19 protein-coding genes and 1 riboswitch are annotated in these 17,063 nt (G+C 45.8%); of the genes, 10 read left to right on the forward strand and 9 right to left on the reverse strand.

The genetic code is table 11. The features are described 5' to 3' along the window. Positions 1-8: 8 nt before the first annotated feature. The 8 genes from ytxJ (at position 9) to ABE021_RS08410 (ending at position 7,261) form a co-directional block, all read left to right on the forward strand. Positions 9-332 (forward strand): bacillithiol system redox-active protein YtxJ, encoded by a 324-nt coding sequence (gene ytxJ, locus ABE021_RS08375; RefSeq protein WP_430288029.1) that lies wholly within the window; start codon positions 9-11, stop codon positions 330-332. Between the two features lie 87 nt (positions 333-419). Continuing rightward, positions 420-1,169 (forward strand): 3-oxoacyl-ACP reductase FabG, encoded by a 750-nt coding sequence (fabG, locus tag ABE021_RS08380; protein WP_430288031.1) that lies wholly within the window; start codon positions 420-422, stop codon positions 1,167-1,169. A gap of 150 nt (positions 1,170-1,319) precedes the next feature. Continuing rightward, positions 1,320-2,372 carry a fatty acid desaturase gene (locus ABE021_RS08385; protein WP_430288033.1) on the forward strand — a complete coding sequence of 351 codons (1,053 nt, stop codon included), beginning with the start codon at positions 1,320-1,322 and terminating at the stop codon, positions 2,370-2,372. A 90-nt stretch (positions 2,373-2,462) separates the two neighbouring features. Next, the gene (locus ABE021_RS08390; RefSeq protein WP_430288034.1) at positions 2,463-3,596 is read left to right on the forward strand and encodes a sensor histidine kinase; all 1,134 of its coding nucleotides are present in this window, start codon (positions 2,463-2,465) and stop codon (positions 3,594-3,596) included. Between the two features lie 7 nt (positions 3,597-3,603). Next, positions 3,604-4,221 (forward strand): response regulator, encoded by a 618-nt coding sequence (locus ABE021_RS08395; protein WP_430288035.1) that lies wholly within the window; start codon positions 3,604-3,606, stop codon positions 4,219-4,221. A gap of 29 nt (positions 4,222-4,250) precedes the next feature. Next, a complete protein-coding gene (locus ABE021_RS08400; RefSeq protein ID WP_430288037.1) occupies positions 4,251-5,585 on the forward strand; it encodes a D-serine ammonia-lyase in 1,335 nt (444 codons plus the stop codon). 214 nt (positions 5,586-5,799) lie between these two features. Further along, complete coding sequence (locus tag ABE021_RS08405) at positions 5,800-6,636, forward strand: dimethylarginine dimethylaminohydrolase family protein (RefSeq protein ID WP_430288189.1); 837 nt, start codon at positions 5,800-5,802, stop codon at positions 6,634-6,636. Positions 6,637-6,718: 82 nt separating this feature from the next. Further along, the gene (locus tag ABE021_RS08410) at positions 6,719-7,261 is read left to right on the forward strand and encodes a histidine phosphatase family protein (protein WP_430288038.1); all 543 of its coding nucleotides are present in this window, start codon (positions 6,719-6,721) and stop codon (positions 7,259-7,261) included. Positions 7,262-7,423: 162 nt separating this feature from the next. Here the strand turns inward: ABE021_RS08410 and thiW are convergent, their stop codons facing one another. The 5 genes from thiW to tenA are packed head-to-tail and all read right to left on the reverse strand — an operon-like array spanning position 7,424 to position 10,886. Then, positions 7,424-7,918 (reverse strand): energy coupling factor transporter S component ThiW, encoded by a 495-nt coding sequence (gene thiW / locus ABE021_RS08415; protein WP_430288039.1) that lies wholly within the window; start codon positions 7,916-7,918, stop codon positions 7,424-7,426. Continuing rightward, positions 7,918-8,571 (reverse strand): thiamine phosphate synthase, encoded by a 654-nt coding sequence (gene thiE, locus ABE021_RS08420; protein ID WP_430288040.1) that lies wholly within the window; start codon positions 8,569-8,571, stop codon positions 7,918-7,920. Before thiE ends, thiW begins: the two co-directional genes overlap by 1 nt. Then, a complete protein-coding gene (gene thiD / locus ABE021_RS08425) occupies positions 8,558-9,397 on the reverse strand; it encodes a bifunctional hydroxymethylpyrimidine kinase/phosphomethylpyrimidine kinase (RefSeq protein ID WP_430288041.1) in 840 nt (279 codons plus the stop codon). Before thiD ends, thiE begins: the two co-directional genes overlap by 14 nt. Then, positions 9,394-10,203 (reverse strand): hydroxyethylthiazole kinase, encoded by an 810-nt coding sequence (gene thiM, locus ABE021_RS08430; protein ID WP_430288042.1) that lies wholly within the window; start codon positions 10,201-10,203, stop codon positions 9,394-9,396. The genes thiD and thiM overlap by 4 nt, the downstream gene beginning before the upstream one ends. Next, positions 10,200-10,886 carry a thiaminase II gene (gene tenA, locus ABE021_RS08435; RefSeq protein ID WP_430288043.1) on the reverse strand — a complete coding sequence of 229 codons (687 nt, stop codon included), beginning with the start codon at positions 10,884-10,886 and terminating at the stop codon, positions 10,200-10,202. Before tenA ends, thiM begins: the two co-directional genes overlap by 4 nt. Positions 10,887-11,003: 117 nt before the next feature. Then, positions 11,004-11,111: riboswitch (TPP riboswitch) on the reverse strand. 91 nt (positions 11,112-11,202) lie between these two features. Between tenA and ABE021_RS08440 the strand changes: the two genes are divergently transcribed. Beyond that, positions 11,203-12,402: a DUF3238 domain-containing protein gene (locus ABE021_RS08440; protein ID WP_430288044.1), complete on the forward strand. Its 1,200-nt coding sequence runs from the start codon at positions 11,203-11,205 to the stop codon at positions 12,400-12,402. A gap of 58 nt (positions 12,403-12,460) precedes the next feature. Next, the gene (gene wrbA / locus ABE021_RS08445; RefSeq protein WP_430288045.1) at positions 12,461-13,072 is read left to right on the forward strand and encodes an NAD(P)H:quinone oxidoreductase; all 612 of its coding nucleotides are present in this window, start codon (positions 12,461-12,463) and stop codon (positions 13,070-13,072) included. A gap of 52 nt (positions 13,073-13,124) precedes the next feature. Here the strand turns inward: wrbA and ABE021_RS08450 are convergent, their stop codons facing one another. The 4 genes from ABE021_RS08450 to ABE021_RS08465 all read right to left on the reverse strand — a co-directional run bounded on the left by ABE021_RS08450 (position 13,125) and on the right by ABE021_RS08465 (position 17,050). Then, positions 13,125-13,586, reverse strand: coding sequence for a universal stress protein (locus tag ABE021_RS08450; protein ID WP_430288047.1), 462 nt, complete (start codon positions 13,584-13,586; stop codon positions 13,125-13,127). 81 nt (positions 13,587-13,667) lie between these two features. After that, positions 13,668-15,080 carry a sensor histidine kinase gene (locus tag ABE021_RS08455; protein WP_430288049.1) on the reverse strand — a complete coding sequence of 471 codons (1,413 nt, stop codon included), beginning with the start codon at positions 15,078-15,080 and terminating at the stop codon, positions 13,668-13,670. Then, positions 15,077-15,772, reverse strand: a complete 696-nt coding sequence (locus tag ABE021_RS08460) for a winged helix-turn-helix domain-containing protein (RefSeq protein ID WP_430288051.1) — start codon at positions 15,770-15,772, stop codon at positions 15,077-15,079. The genes ABE021_RS08455 and ABE021_RS08460 overlap by 4 nt, the downstream gene beginning before the upstream one ends. 120 nt (positions 15,773-15,892) lie before the next feature. Then, on the reverse strand, positions 15,893-17,050 hold the full coding sequence (locus ABE021_RS08465) for a S1C family serine protease (RefSeq protein WP_430288053.1): 1,158 nt from the start codon (positions 17,048-17,050) through the stop codon (positions 15,893-15,895). Positions 17,051-17,063 lie beyond the last annotated feature (13 nt).

The raw sequence follows: 17,063 nt of genomic DNA on the forward strand, positions 1-17,063 counted from the left end.
GGATTTACATGCAAGAAATTCATACAGTAGACGATTGGCATCGTGTAGTCGAAATGTCGAATACCGAACCCGTTCTCGTCATCAAGCACAGTACGACATGTCCGATCAGCGCAGCAGGATATCGGGAATTTCAATCCTTTGATACAGAGACTCCGAAATACTGCGTGATTGTACAGACAAGTAGGGACATATCTCAGAAGATTGCTGTGGATACCGGGGTAAGGCACGAATCCCCTCAAGCATTGTTGCTGAAAAATGGCGAAGTTGTTTGGCACGCTGCCCACTATGATATCCAGCAATCCGCTCTGGAACAAGCAGTGAATACGAATTAAAACAACGAACAGGCACTCGTAAATAGCGGTGCCTGTTTTGTTTAACTGTGATACGATGTGATTATCAGATAGTCTAAAAGGAAGAAGGTGTTGTGTTTGCGAATTTCCGGAAAAACGGCTGTAATCACTGGCGGGGCAAAAGGAATAGGAGCGACAGCTGCTCGTACTTTCTGTGAACAAGGGGCTCAGGTTGCCATTATCGATTTTGATGAACAGGCCGGTGAGGCACTGGCTCAGCAATTACACGCTGAAGGCTATGATGCAGCTTTTTTCAAAGCAGATGTGTCAGATGAGGCCGATGTGAACCATGCAGCTCTCCTCATCAATGAGCAATTTGGTAAAGTGGATATTCTAGTCAACAATGCGGGCATTACATTGGATGCGATGACATTGAAAATGGAAACAAGCGCGTTCCGACACGTACTCGATGTGAATGTTACAGGGGTATTCAACTGTACGAAAGCATTTTTACCGAGCATGGTGGAAGCCGGTGCAGGGCGCATCATCAGCACATCCTCCATAGCAGGAACAGGCGGCAATGTAGGGCAAGCGAATTACGCGGCTTCTAAAGCAGCCATCATCGGCATGACAAAAACTTGGGCAAAAGAGTTTGGACCAAAAGGGATTACAGTAAATGCAGTGGCTCCAGGCTTCATCGAAACCGAAATGATTAAGACGATTCCGGATAAGGTGATTGCACAGATTCAACATCTGATTCCATATCCCCGATTCGGTAAACCTGAAGATATTGCGAATGCCTATTTGTTTTTAGCGTCCGATGAAGCATCGTTCATCAACGGAACAGTCCTGGAAGTAGATGGTGGAATGTTGAAGTGATGTATCCGTTCTTGTGAAAATCTTCACATAATATGACACTTATCACATCAAAAGTCATGACATTCATGCCTATTTCATCTTGCAATTTCCTTGTAAGATGAATTTACTAAGTAACGGCCGAGTAATCGGACCGCTTATCAGGAGGCTGTCATGAGTAAAGAAAAAACAAAGCAGCTACACAAAAATGTTGCTCCATTTGCAAAGTCGGATTTAAAGAAAAGCGTTATTCAACTTGTCAATACCGTACCGCCGCTACTGATTCTATGGTTCGCAGCGTATCAAGCGCTGTCTGTGTCCATATGGCTGACACTAGCGATTTGTGTGGTAGCATCTGGATTTGTCGTTCGGACATTCATTATTTTCCATGATTGCACACATGGCTCTTTCTTTAAAAACAAAAAAGCAAATGATATTGTAGGGACGATTACAGGGATTCTCACATTGTTCGCTTATGAAAAGTGGAAACGCGAGCATGCCATCCATCACGCAACAAGTTCAAACCTTGATAAACGTGGTGTTGGTGACATTTGGGTCATGACGGTACAGGAGTACCAAGAAGCATCTTCATGGAGGCGTCTAGCGTATCGTATTTACCGTAATCCACTTGTTATGTTTGGAATCGGACCATTGTATCTCGTTCTCATCACAAGCAGATTCAATAGAAAAGATGCACGTAAAAAAGAGCGGATGAACACATATCTTATCAATGTTTGTCTAGTTGTTCTTTATACAGGAATCATTTTAGTTGTGGGCTGGCAGGCATTTGTTCTGATCCAAGGCACGATTATGTTTACAGCGGGTGCACTCGGCATCTGGTTGTTCTACATCCAGCATACATTTGAAGATTCCTATTTCGAAGAAGAAACGGAATGGGACTATGTGAAAGCGGCGGTTGAAGGAAGCTCATACTACAAATTACCGAAAGTCCTTCAATGGGCAACGGGCAACATCGGTTTCCACCACGTGCATCACTTGGCACCGCGCGTACCAAACTATAACTTGGAAATGGCCCATGAATTGACGCCACCACTTCAACAAGCGACAACAATCGATATGAAGAAGAGCTTCGAATCATTGCGCTATAAGCTTTATGATCCTGAGCATAAGACATTTGTAACATTTCGCGGCATTCAAAAAGCAGCAAAATTAAAAAATATTTCTATCGATTTGAAACCGAAAAAGACATCATTCGACTCGGAATAAGTTAGGTCAGGGCCATCTCAATGAGAGATGGCTTTTTTACTTTTGAACCGGTACACTAGAGAGATATGGAATGGAATGGGAGGAGTGAATGTGAGCAGCTGGTATAATTTATTTCCCCGATATCCATGGTTAAGTATCTACATCTGGGTAATTTTTTGTGTCCTGCCCTTTTTCTTTATCTTCAGGACGTCCGAGCCGATCAATATCGGAATCGGAATCGTCATGGTTTTTTTGTTTCTTCTTTGCTATCGTTTTTCCTTCAAATCGCAAAGCGGATTGGTCTATATGTGGCTTGCATTTGAAATGGCGATTACTATCGGGCTGACTTTGTTGTTTGGTTATGTTTATCTAGCTTTATTTACCGCGTTCTTCATCGGCAATATCAGACGGCCAGTTGGTTTTTTCATTATGTATGGCATTCATATAGCGCTCACAATCGGGGCTATCGTTGCAGGATTTTTCATCGAAATAGAGTTGTTTTTACCGCAAGTCCACTTCCTGATCTTGACACTGATCGGCGTGGTCCTGCTGCCTTTCAATTTATACAATCGGAACAACCAAGAAAAGCTGGAAGGTCAGCTAGTCTATGCGCAGGAACGGATTTCTGAATTGACAGTAGTAGCAGAGCGACAACGAATTGCAAGGGATCTCCATGATACTCTCGGTCAAAAACTCTCTCTAATTGGCCTTAAAAGTGATTTGGTAGGAAAACTGATTACCCGAGACCCTGAACGGGCTGCCAGAGAATTACAGGATATTCGACAAACCGCGAGTGTTGCACTCAATGAAGTTCGTGAGTTGGTTTCCAATATGAAAGCAGTGCGTCTTACAGAAGAATTGGCGAGAGTGCAGCAAGTTTTTCGGGCTGCGGAAATTGACCTCACAATCATTGGCGAGGCTAAGTATCAAGACATAACCCCCATCGCGGAAAATGTACTAAGTATGTGCCTAAAAGAGGCGGTGACAAACGTGGTCAAACATAGCTTCGCTTCCAGATGTGTGATTACCTTTCATCCCGTATCTGATCATTTTGCGATTACCGTTTCAGATAATGGAATCGGACTTTTGGAAGGAAAAGAGGCTTTGCCTGGAAACGGTCTAAATGGCATGCGAGAGCGATTGGACTTTGTGAACGGTAATCTTGAAATCCAAAAGGGACAGGATGGCGGCACAGCAATGACGTTCATGATCCCGTCTATATTGAAAAATATTGTAAAGGAGTGAGTGGTACATGATACGGATTGTGCTAGCTGAAGATCAGGGCATGCTACTGGGAGCCCTAGGATCCTTGCTTGGTCTGGAGGATGATATGGAAGTCGTCGGGCAAGCAAGAAACGGAGATGAGGCGGTAAAGCTTGTAAAGGAATTACAGCCTGATATTTGTATTATGGACATCGAAATGCCGGTAATGACTGGTCTTGAGGCAGCCGAGGAGCTACAAGCAGAAGCTTGTAAGATAGTGATTTTGACAACTTTTGCCCGTGCAGGCTATTTTGAGCGTGCCCGTAAATCAGGGGTGCGTGGATATTTGCTAAAAGATAGTCCAATTGAAGAACTTGTCAGTTCAATTCGCTCCATTATGGCAGGACGTCGCATTTATGCGCCTGAACTTGTAGATATCGCTTATGGCGACGATCGGGAAACCGAAAGCCCTTTGACCGATAGGGAAGCGCAGGTCCTTGAACTGATTGCAGAAGGGCAAACTACGAAACAAATTGCGAATGTCTTACATCTGACTCCGGGTACTGTAAGGAATTATATTTCCATTATCTTAGACAAAATGTCTGCAGGCAGCCGAATTGAAGCAGTGAAAAGATTCCAGGAAAAAGGCTGGTCCAAGAGATCGTAGAAAGGTCAATTTAACTAGGAGGGGTTTTCATGCAGAAAATGGAGAGATTGATTGCTGACTTTCCACTAATAGGGGAGATGAGGAACAAGGAAGAAGTTTTATGGATGAATCCACATCTCGGAGATGCGACTGCCGGTATCCGTTCTTCAGGTTTGACGGCAGCCGATGTGAAAGTTGCTTCCGACCGTCTAAAACGATTTGCACCATTTTTCGCAGAAGTATTTCCAGAAACGAAAGCTGCAGGAGGACTCATTGAATCTCCCCTAACTGAAATTCCCCTTATGAAACAAATGCTGATCGATGAGACCGGCATAGACCTGAAAGGTACTCTACTTATTAAACAAGACAACGTGCTGCCAGTATCCGGTTCGATAAAAGCGCGCGGTGGTTTCCATGAAGTGCTAAAGCATGCAGAAGTGTTGGCGATGGAGCATGGCATGATTCAACAACAGCGGGACTATCGTCAATTTACAGAGCACCGCTTCAAAGAGTTATTCGCTTCCCACAAAATTGCGGTCGGATCGACAGGAAACCTGGGGTTGAGCATCGGCATCTTGAGCGCTGCACTCGGTTTTGAAGTGACAGTTCATATGTCTGCGGACGCAAAACATTGGAAAAAGGAATTACTTCGGAGTAAAGGCGTGACCGTCATTGAATATGAGGATGACTACAGCAGAGCTGTAGAAGAAGGGCGACGGGAAGCTGAACTAGATCCGATGTGTCATTTTGTAGACGATGAAAACTCCCGTGATTTGTTTTTGGGCTATGCAGTTGCAGGTGAACGAGTTGCCGCGCAGTTCGCAGAACAGGGAATCGTAGTCGATGAAATGCATCCACTTTTCGTCTACTTACCATGTGGTGTAGGCGGAGGACCTGGCGGCGTTGCATTTGGATTGAAATTGGCCTTTGGCAATGCCGTGCATTGTTATTTTGCAGAGCCTGTCAATGCGCCATGTATGTTGTTGGGTATGATGACGGAGCTGCAGAATGAAATCAGCGTACAAGACATAGGATTGGACAATAAAACAGCAGCAGATGGACTGGCTGTGGGGCGTCCCTCAGGCTTTGTTGGTACTGTCATGAAAACTTTGCTAGATGGTATATACACAGTAAAAGACCCAACTCTATTTGGTTTGTTACGAATGCTCTCGGATACAGAGTCAATTCAAGCCGAACCATCAGCTCTTGCAGGAATGATGGGAGTTATTCACACAGTTTCATCAGGTGTAAAGCTTGCGGAAAGTGAGCGTGCACGGCATCTCGTCTGGTCTACAGGCGGGGGGATGGTTCCGGAAGTTGTAATGAATGAGTATTACGAAGAAGGCGGAAATGTCGAATTATTTCCCGGGAAATCGACAAAATAGGTGGAATAATTCATTTGCAGTTATCGTTCATTTGAAACGGTAACTGTTTTTTATACATCGAAATGGATGGTTATTAGGAGTCCATATCCGTTTGAAAAACACACACAAGGGGAATATTTAAAGAAGATACTTAACAACTATAACTGGAGGATGAATAACTATGAACTCCCCTGTTACCCAAGCAATGGATAACCAAAAAGATCAGCCTCGTCGAATGATGCCGTCAGCAAAATGTGTAACCGAATATGATACATTACGGCGGGTCGTTTTGTGTGAACCTAAATATATGGCCATTAAAGATATCATTAATGATGTGCAGAAGAAATATAAAGATGAAAATATCGATCGCGTTAAGGCGATGGATCAGCATGAAGAGTTTGAAAGGAAACTGAAAGAGCATAATGTAGAAGTCATTAAGTTACCATCTTCTGAACGTTATCCTGAGCAGGTTTTCACTAGGGATATCGGATTTACAGTTGGAGATCGTCTATTCCTTGCGGATATGGCAAGTGATATCCGAAAAGGTGAGGAGGCAGCTCTGCAAAACTGGCTCCTTCAAGAGAACATACCTTTCCGGGTTTCAGAAAGCAGGGTGGAAGGCGGCGATGTGATTGTCGACCGCAATCGTGTGTTTGTTGGAATTAGCAGCCGTACGAGTGAAGAGTCTGTTCAGCATTTAGAACAAAGCCTACCTGATCACGAAGTCATCCGTGTACCGTTCAATGAAAAGTATTTACACTTGGACTGTGTATTTAATGTGATTTCTCCCGAAGTCGGATTATATTTTCCAGAAGCATTCGATGAAGAAACACGAAAAAAACTAGAGTCGATGTACAATCTTATCGAAGTCAACAAAGACGAGCAATTTTCGATGGGTACAAATGTCTTGTCGATTGGAAGCGGTCAGCTGTTCAGTTTACCTCAGAACCCCCATGTCAATTCAGCGATGCGGAGTAAGGGCTTCGAAGTGATTGAAGTGGACTTCTCAGAAATTATTAAATCCGGAGGCTCATTCCGTTGCTGTTCCATGCCAGTAGTACGAAACGATTAAATGGTAAAGCCGCTTCTTGTATCTGAGGGGCGGTTTTTTTATTATGATTGCGATTCCCATTTTACAATGAGGCGGTTATGTAATGGAAAAAGTGATTTATCTTGTGAATCATGGAGAAGCAGAAGGTTCTGCCGCGCAGGACCCGTTAACAGCGGAAGGGATTTTACACGGCAGTGAACTTGCACAATTTTTAGAGGGTTATCCCATTGAACGAGTGATCACAAGTCCTTTGATGCGGGCCCGGCAGACTGCAAACGAAATTGGTGACAAACTTGGAATTCGTATCGAAGATGACAGCAGGTTAGCGGAGCGTCAAATGAGCACGCGAGTCTTTGATGATTGGTTAGTGAAAGTGGAAGGCACTTTTTTAGATTTGAATCTTTCTTATGAAGACGGTGAAACATCGAATGATGCCATGCAGCGCGTGTGTGATGTCGTCGATGAACTTCCAGATAACAGTCATTCGGTATTGGTCACACACAGTTTGCTGCTCGTGTTGCTCATGCGCTGTTTCGATCAGCGTATTGGATTTGAAGATTGGCAAGCGATCAAGCATCCTGACGTTTATGAGATGCGGTTGGCGGATGCGGGTGCGCAGATAACCCATTTGTGGGAACATGAGTGAAAAAATAACTAAAAGAGTTGCTGGAAAGTTGGGGGAAGTGCTCATAAAACAATGGGTACTGTTCATAAAAGCAGAAAAACGCTCATAAACCCACCATGCCGCCCCCCTCAAAAATGGCCAGCTGGACAGAAGCATTGATAGCCCACAGTCCAGCAGTCTTTTTCACAAATGCTGCAATCGTCTTCCTATAGGGTGATTCAGCAAACGAGCTGCTAGAACAGCGCCTATTATGGCCCCACTCACGCTCGAAATGAGAAAAGGCGGCAAGAAGAAGAACGCTCCTACAGAGGATCCCATCAAAATTGCCGCGTAGGGCACCGACAACAGAGAGGCGATGACCCCTGTACCCATCATTTCTCCTAGCGCTGCGGCCCAAACTCGCCCTGTTCTTTGAAACAGCATACCGGCAAGAGCAGCGCCAATCATCCCGCCCGGAAAAGCCAGCAACGAACCTGTTCCCGTCAGAATTCGAATGATCGCAGTGACGAATGCAATCATAATGGCAGGAACAGGACCCAAAAATATAGCCGAAGCGACGTTAACAGCGTGCTGAACCGGGTATGCACGTGCAATGCCTGCCGGGAAGGAAACGAAGGCAGAACCAGCAACCCCAATCGCAACAAGCAAGGCCATAATGGCCAGCTTACGAGTCCCCATTAGATTCCCACCTTAACCCGCTGAACAGCGTCAAATATTGAACGGGCAGCCGCTTCGGGGTTTTCCTCACCTGATATTGCTGAGATGATAGAAACCCCTGACGCTCCGCTGTTCATCACGATATCCAAATTACTAGCAGTAATCCCCCCAATCCCGACAATCGGGAGTTCCGGAAAGATAGCCGCCACTTCTGATATTCTTGCAGTACCCGCCACTGGTTTCGCATCCGGTTTGGAAACTGTTTGATACACGGGTCCCATTCCTATGTAATCGGCACCAGCAGCCAGAGCGATAGTCGCTTCTATAACGGAGTGTACTGAAACCCCCAACAGTTTCTGTTCCCCGATTTTGTGACGTACCACAGATGCAGATAAGTCGTCTTGGCCAACATGCACCCCATCTGCACCAATCAGAACTGCGAGCTCCACATCATCATTCACAATGAATGGAACGTCATATGCCTTACATAATCGTTGACAACTTTTGGCGAAAGCCAGTTTCTCTTTACCTGACAATGCATCCGGTCCTTTTTCACGTAACTGAAAGCACGTAATTCCACCCTTTAGCGCTTTTTCTAACACGCTTAAGGGGTCGCCGTTAGGTGCATTAAACGAACCCATAATGAAATACACACGCAAGTCAACATCTCTCAATGAGTTCCACCTCCCCGGTTTTCAACTGATCGCTCTTCCTGAATGCAGCATGGTTGGTGGGTCCATTTCCATGTCCAAGTTCAATTCCATCTTCAATAGCTAGTTGGATGAAGTTCTTGGCTGTCACAACGGATTCTTCCAAAGAATGACCCTTTGCTAATTCCGCCGTAACCGCCGCAGCAAATGTACAGCCGGTGCCGTGTGTATGTTGAGTTGCAATCCGTTTTGAGCGCATCAAAAAGTGCTCACCACTTGCGGTCATGAATAAGTCCTCCGCATAGGGAACATCTTGGCGATGCCCCCCTTTTAATAGAACTGCAGAAGCTCCCATAGATAATAAAACAGTTGCTGCATGGGTCATGTCCCTTTCTGAAAGAATCGGTTGACCCGTCAATACTTCCGCTTCAGGGATGTTCGGTGTAATGAGTGTCGCTGCTGGAAGCAAGTGACTTCGGAGCGCAATGACTGCTTCGTTCTGCAACAAAGCAGCTCCTCCTTTTGCAATCATGACGGGGTCAATGACTAAAGGGACCGCAGAATAAGCTGTTAATTCGTTCGCGACGGCTTCAATGATTTCAGAAGAGAATAACATGCCGGTTTTAATGGCTTTCACGGGTAAATCATCGAGCACCGCCTGTAGTTGCGCTGTAACCATCTTCACATCAACGGATTGGACAGCATGTACGCCGAGCGTGTTTTGTGCAGTAATCGCTGTCAGTACGGAAGTGCCAAAAACTCCGAGTTCTTGAAATGTTTTCAAATCCGCTTGAATACCAGCCCCGCCGCCACTATCGGAACCGGCAATCGTTAAAGCTACTGATGTCATGAAATCGCCCCCTGTTCATACTGGAACTGTTCATCAGTAATATCCTGAGGTTCAAGGGAGTGAAGTGTATTCAAAAAATTCATAGCAAAATCACCAGGACCGAAGGACTGCTCTGCTGCAATTTCTCCAGACTTCTTATAGAATGCAAGACTTTCAGCTGCTGTTTGAAGGGAATCCCCATCACTAGTTGCTAAAAATGCTCCCATCACTGCACTAAGAAGACAACCGGAACCAGTCACTAGCGACATGAACTCATGTCCGCCTGTTATTCGAATCACCCTTTCTCCATCGGTGACCAGATCTGTTTCACCTGTGACTGCAACTAAACAGCTATTCAATCGGGCAACTCTCTTCGCGGCGTCAGTTATATCAGAATCACCACTTCCCGCGTCAACGCCTCTGGCGTTCCACGAAACACCAGCGATGGCGGCAATTTCACCAGCATTCCCGCGAATTAATGTGAATTCCAAGGCATCCAGAAGATGATCGACTGTTTGCTGGCGAAACCTAGTTGCACCCGCACCTACCGGGTCAAGTATAAGGGGACGTCCATGTTGTACGGCACTCTTTCCAGCAACAATCATCGAATCGACAGTTGACGGATCCAGTGTTCCTATATTCAGTAAGGTGCAAGAAGAAATTGCGGCAACATCCGCAGCCTCTTCCAAGGAATCCGCCATGATAGGAGAAGCTCCAAGAGCCAATAAGCCATTCGCCTGGAAGTTAGCCACCACAATATTCGTAATGCAGTGAACTAGTGGATTGGTATGACGTAAGTCTGTGAGAATGGTATGCTGCCGCATCATATCTGGACCTCCATCTTAGAATCGGATTCCCATTGTTGTTGAGTCCAAGCCATTTCCCAGAATTGCAATTCGTAATGACTACTTTTAACGAAGTGCGCCATTAGTTCTTCACGGCGTTCTAAAGAAACAGACTCTGCTAGATCATTCATTCGATTAATTTGTTCACGGGTCGCTTGTTCAAACCATTCCGATCCGTAGGTTGCAATCCACTTATCGTAAATCGGATGATTCGGCGTGGCATGTTTTAACCGTTCACCAATTTCGTAATATAACCAATAGCAAGGGAGGAGTGCCGCTAACGTATCCGCAAGGTCGCCGTGCATCGCTGCCCGGTAGAGATGGGAAGTGTAGGCGTACGCAGTAGGCGCAGCTGTAAAAGATGTTAGATCCTTATCTGTCACGGCAAGCAGTTCAAAGAATCCTTCGTGCAATGAAATCTCAGCTCCACAAGTCTCCTCTGCATGCTGTGCAAAGCGTTGAGTCGTCGCTAAGTCTTTGGCTTGCACAGCAGCCAGTGCATGGACTTTAGCAAAATGCTTCAAGTAATACGAGTCCTGAAGAACGTAAAATCTGAAAATGTCTTCAGGCAGTGTCCCAGCCGCCAAATGTTGAATAAACGGATGGTTAAAACTTGCCTCCCAGCTTTCATCACAACGTGCACGAACCTCTTCACAAAATGTCATTTTAAAACGCCCCTTTCGATGAATGAACCGAAAAAAGCCGCCCCTGTCGACTCGTCAGTCGAAGGAGCGGCTCGCGTAATAGGAATTTTCAAAGGAATCTATCTGGGAATAGACTCATCCATATGCGATCCACTTCCCTCCGCTGGTATGAGCCAGATCAGGTTCCAAGGGTCCGCATATCTATACGCGTCTCAGTCTTTTACAAAGACTCCCCCAGTGGGCAATCGTTTTCAGTTTTCCTCACCACTATACCATAGTTTTAAAAATTGGCAATTAGGGCAAAATACAACTACTACGTGAAAAGGAGGCCAAGTACATGCCGCAGCGCTTTGAAATCACTTCCGTTACCCATGAAGTTGGAAGAATTGCTTTTGAATGGGACGACGCAGGTGGAACGTACCATGTGTATAAAGACGGCGAGCACATTTATGAAGGGACTTCCCCGGATTTTCAAGATACGGATCTTTTAGCGGACACGTATTATAAATATACAATTGAACGGCATGCAAATGACGAAGTGAAAGATGTGATCGTCATGCAAACGTCTGCTTTAAGTGTTGAGAAAAATGCGGACAATCCTCTCCAATCATTGGTTATCACTACGATTGTAGCCAAGACACAAGTAGCGTTATCGTGGGAGCGCTTAAAGGATACAGAGATGTATACAATCTATCGGAATGGGAAGGAATTGGCTCAGGTCGAGTCTAACCGTTACATCGATAGAGACTTTCCGATGGACGAACCACTGACATACGCAGTGTATTGTGAACGTTCCATTGCAAAATCAGAGGAAACTTTCAATAATGCAAGGTCATTCATTGCTAAAGCATTTGGTTTCCTATATCCGAAAACGACTGAAAAAGAAGCCTCGGTGGAAGGCTTTACAATGATGAAATCTATAGGAGTTCCGTCAAAGTTGTTGGTTCCCTATGCTGAGTACAGAACTTCCTCGTCTATTGGAAAGTGGGAGTTTCGCTATAAAACATTTCTAGAAGATGATATTTTGGAAAATCCGAATGTGATTTCACCTAATCGATATTTTAAAGGGGATAATCGGGAATTCGACCCCGAATCAGATGCATATCGCACTTGTGTAGACATTGAACTTGATTATGAAGATCCGGATAATCCGCTTACATTCACAAAAGAAGTAGGAGAAAGTATTGCTTTGGGGCTGGATAAGAAAGTACGTGAGCGTCAAACTGCATCTGATGACGGAATCACCATGAAACGCTTAGATCCTAAGAAAGGCGAAACAGGATTCCAACTGGAGCACGCGGTGGGCAACCCCCTGACAACTGCCCCGGAGATAAATTATGAAGTTCAAGCAGTCTTCAGGAAAAATGGTATTTTCAATCTTACCGGTTATCACGATCAGTCCCCCAATCATGAAATCTATCTGCGTTCGGGTAAAGGATCAGATTGGATTCCTGTTCATCAAAGCCGAAGTGAGGGCCTTGCTTATATGAGTGGAGTTACGGCTTATCAGTATTGGCTTTTTTCCAATATCGAATAAAGATAGTGGAGTAACGACTTTCAACCTGAAATTGACATAAAAAAGGAGTGCGGCAAATATGACGAAAACGGCAATCGTATATTACAGTTCAACGGGAACTAACCATCAGCTAGCTGAATGGGCAGTTGCGGCGGCTGAGGAAGTTGGGTCTGAAGTGAAGTTATTGAAAGTGAAAGAAACGGCACCTGCTGCAGCAATTGAGTCAAATGCATTGTGGAAGAAGCATCATGATGCAACGCAGGATATCCCCGAAGTGACGCCAGAAGATTTGGAATGGGCAGATGCAATCATTTTTAGCGTCCCGACTCGCTTTGGTAATATTCCTGGTCAAGTGCAAAGTTTCATCGATACGGTTGGAGGTCTATGGGCTCAAGGAAAACTTGCTAACAAGGCGGTGAGTGCCATGACGTCGGCACAAAACGAACATGGAGGTCAAGAGGCTACACTACTATCCTTCTATACCACGATGTACCATTGGGGAGCGATTGTTGTAGCACCAGGCTATACAGATCCCGTTCTTTTTGAAGCTGGGGGCAACCCATACGGAACGAGTGTCGCAGTAGGACCAGATGGTGAAATGAAGACCGATCGAAAAGCGATTCAGGCTGCGGTCGATTATCAGACGAAAAGAACGATTTCAGTTGCAAAAGCGCTTCAGCATTTGGAGTGACCAAGTCAATAATGCTGCAAAACCGTCACCCTAGTCCCGGGTGACGGTTTTGTCATTTCACGAGTAATGCAGGACAGCTAAGGCGCTTTATCACTTTATGGCTAACGCTGCCAAGAATCATTTCCTGAAAAGAGTTCAGCCCTCGACTCCCGATGACGACAAGGTCAAACAACTCTGTATGCGCATAGTCAATCAGGACGGATGCCGGTTCGCCATGAAGAATTTGTACGTTGTAAGGCACGTCGTATTCCCGCAAGACCATTTCTATAGGTTTCAGCTGCTTTCTGTAAGTCCGGTCTGGTGAATCCTGCGTCCCTTTGTACAGTACGGATTCTTTCACTCTGTCAAAGTCCGTGACGAAAACGATGGTGATGGTGGAGTCATCTGAACAATTAGCAAGCCTCGCAGCTTCACGGGCTGCCCGAATGGAGTTATCTGATCCATCTGCAGCCAGCATGATATTCTGGTACATCGTTATCACCTCAATTACCAAAGAGTCAGACCATGAGCTCATTGAGCAGACGCCTGCTGGATGGTGCCGTCAACTTGGGCAAGTTCTGCAGTTCCATATGTTATAGCGGCGGCTGCCACTGAATCATACAGGTTCCTTAGGAAGACGAATGGTAAACAGCGATCCTTCACCTTTGCTGCTTGTGACGTCAATAGTGCCGCCGTGCAGTGTTACAAGCTGACGCACAATGGAGAGACCAAGGCCGAATTCTCCGTAGGGATTGGATGCCCGTGAGTCGATGGCTTTATAAAAACGACTCCAGATCTTTTCCACTTCTTCCGAATCCATACCGATGCCAGTATCGCGAATTTCTAAAACTACATGATGATTATCTGTTTTCGCCAATAACGAAATTTCTCCTTCTTCCGTGAATTGGATACTATTCTTCGTAATGTTCAGCAAGATTTGAGTGAGACGGTCATAATCGGCGAAGACGGTCAATGCTTCAGGTGATTTCACGTCAATTGTCGTACCGCGTTGTTCAGCTGCAGGTTGCAACTGCTCTCGAATGACTTCGTACAATTCCAAAATCCGGATGGGTTGCTTGCATAATGTGATTTGGTTCGATCGGATTTTTTCATAATCGAGATTTTCGTTAACGAGCCGTAACAAACGTTTCGTCTCTCCGCTCGCAAGCTGCAGCGCTTTGTCTTTTTCACTTTCGGAAATCAGATCACTCCGTAACCCTTCAATTGTGCCGCGGATTGTAGTTAGCGGCGTCCGCAGTTCATGGGAGACGTCTGCCATGAACTGGCGGCGGCGGTTTTCCAGGTTTTCAATCTCTTCATGAGAAGTGTGCAGATCACTCACCATAGCATTGAAATCAGTCGCCAGTGCATCAATTTCATCCCGTCCCTTTTCAGGAATCCGAATGGCGTAGTCACCTGCAGAGACTGCTGCGGTTGCTAGTCGAAGCCGCTTAATACGGCGCCCGTGATAGATGGACAGCAAGCCGCTTAGAATGACAGCAACCACAAATGCAGTGAGCGCAGCGTAGACTAAATATCGATTCATCTGTGAAATGATCGCGCGAGGGCCTTCAATTGGAGAGGTGAGAAGGACGCCGCCGACGAACTGCCGGCCTTGGAAATAAGGGAGCAGTACAAATGTAACTGCCTGGTCGAAACGGCTTCGCTCCTGCCGCACAGAAACGGCTCTCCCGCTTTGAAGCTGCGCCCACTCAGACCCATTGAGTTCAATTAATGGAGTCTTGAGCCCGGTTGAGTAGATGATTTTCGAGTCTTCATCGAACAAACTATACTGGATGTCCCGGCTATTCAGAACTTGACCGAACGATTGAAGCGTTTGCTGTGATGGATTCGCACTTCTATCGATATCAGTCAGCAGGGCATGTCCATACTGTGTGAGCTCGTCGGTTTTCGTATCGTACACATATTGCTCGAAGAAGTGGGAAAACAGCAATCCGACCAGAAGAACTGCGGCCACAATCACACTCACGTGACTGACTAACTGTTGGGTGAAGTAATTCACTTTCATGAAGAAGCCTCTTCCGACTCGTCAAACTTGTAACCGACTCCCCAAACGGTGTGCAGCACTGGCCTGCCAATGCAGGAAATTTTCGTTCGCAGACGTTTCATGTGGACATCCACTGTCCGGTCATCTCCATAAAAATCGAATCCCCAGACGCGTTCAAGCAACTGGTCCCGTGAGAAAACCTGTTTCGGATGGCGGATGAAAAAAACGAGCAAGTCATATTCTTTTGGAGTGAGGTTTTCAATAGCCATACCGTCTGCGTAGACTTCGCGTGCATTTTCATCCACACGGAAATGTACCGTTTCAAGCATGGAATTCGTTACCGCCTCTTTTGCAGGCCGTCTGCGTGTCACGGCTTTAATGCGCGCCATTAACGCAAGTGGACTGAATGGTTTCGTCACATAATCGTCTGCTCCCATTTCCAGACCAAGCACCTGATCGGACTCACCATCTTTCGCTGTAAGCATAATGATCGGGACATCGTTTCCTGCTTTTCGAATCGATTTGCAAATCGACACACCATCCATTGAGGGGAGCATCCAGTCAATGATCAGGCAATCCCATGAATCCTGCTGGGCTCTTTCAAACCCCTTTTTTCCGTCCAAGACGAACTCGCCGTGAATGCCTTCTTTTTCAAAAAACAAACCGATCATCTGAGACACACTTTCATTATCTTCAATGACAAGAATCTTCAACGATATTCGCCTCCTTTAGTTTAAAGCTATCGGGAAATGCTTGTTCATGCAACTCATTTGTCCAATAGGAAAAAGCTGTCCAGCCCCAACTTGCAGGTACCCGAACAGCTGCTTTTCGACTTACTTCTCTACATCTGCATTACTCGAGAGGGTTACGTTTATCACTTGCTGTTTGCCACCGCGATAAATGGTGAATTTCGCTTGGTCTCCCACTTTCAGATCTGTGTAGAGGATTTTCCGTAAAGCTGTAGAAGAGTCGATTGCTTTTCCATTCACTTCAGTGATGACATCCTGTTCTTTGAATCCAGCTTTTCCAGCAGGGGAAGTTGCGTCCACATTCCCGACCATGACGCCGCCTTTCACACTGTCCGGGATGTCCCGCACGTACATTTCAGGGACATCTGCAAGATCGATGAGACCCACTCCGATATAAGGGCGCTGGATTTCACCGTCTTTCAGGAGCTTCTCTGCTAACGGCTTCACATCATTACTAGGAATGGCGAACCCCAATCCTTCAACACCATTTTGAGCAATTTTCAAGCTGTTGATACCGATCAATTCCCCAGTCCCATTTACTAACGCGCCACCGCTATTGCCAGGATTGATAGCAGCGTCTGTCTGAATGACATTCAGCTCCCACTTCCCGGCGGATGTGTCCACGTTTATTGAACGTGTCGGCGCACTGACAATCCCTTGTGTCACAGTACCGGAAAAGTCGAGACCGAGCGGATTACCGATTGCAACCACCGAATCACCTGCACGAAGTTTCTCAGAATCTCCAAATGTTAAGGTACCTTCTGCATATTTTTTATCCATCTTAAGGACTGCTAAATCCGTAAGAGGATCAGTACCGACTAGCACAGCCTCCGTTTTGTCGCCGCTTGCTGTTGTGATTCCGAGTTTTGTCGCACCCTCAATTACATGATTATTTGTAATAATGTATGCATTGTGCCCTTCCGTTTTGAAAACAACCCCTGAACCCGTTCCGACGCTTTGAGATTCGGAAGAACCAGCAAATCGATTGCCAGCGGATTGATAATTGTCGATTCCAACAATCGCTTTAGAGGCATCTGCCACCATATCAGATAGGGAGTTTTGAGATTGAGTGCTGGTATTCTGCACGTTGTAAGGAGTTGTCGTTTCAGGTTGTGCAGCGGATTGAAGTCCGCTGTCCATCTTCAAGATGTCCGTATTCGCCACTGCACCGAGTGTTAAAGCAGAGCCAAGAACACCTGCACCTACTGTGGATAGAAGCCATTTGCTTTTTGAATTATTCATTGTCCATTTCTCC

Origin of the sequence: Sporosarcina gallistercoris (assembly GCF_050459885.1) — a bacterium.
GTDB classification, from domain to species: domain Bacteria; phylum Bacillota; class Bacilli; order Bacillales_A; family Planococcaceae; genus Sporosarcina; species Sporosarcina gallistercoris_A.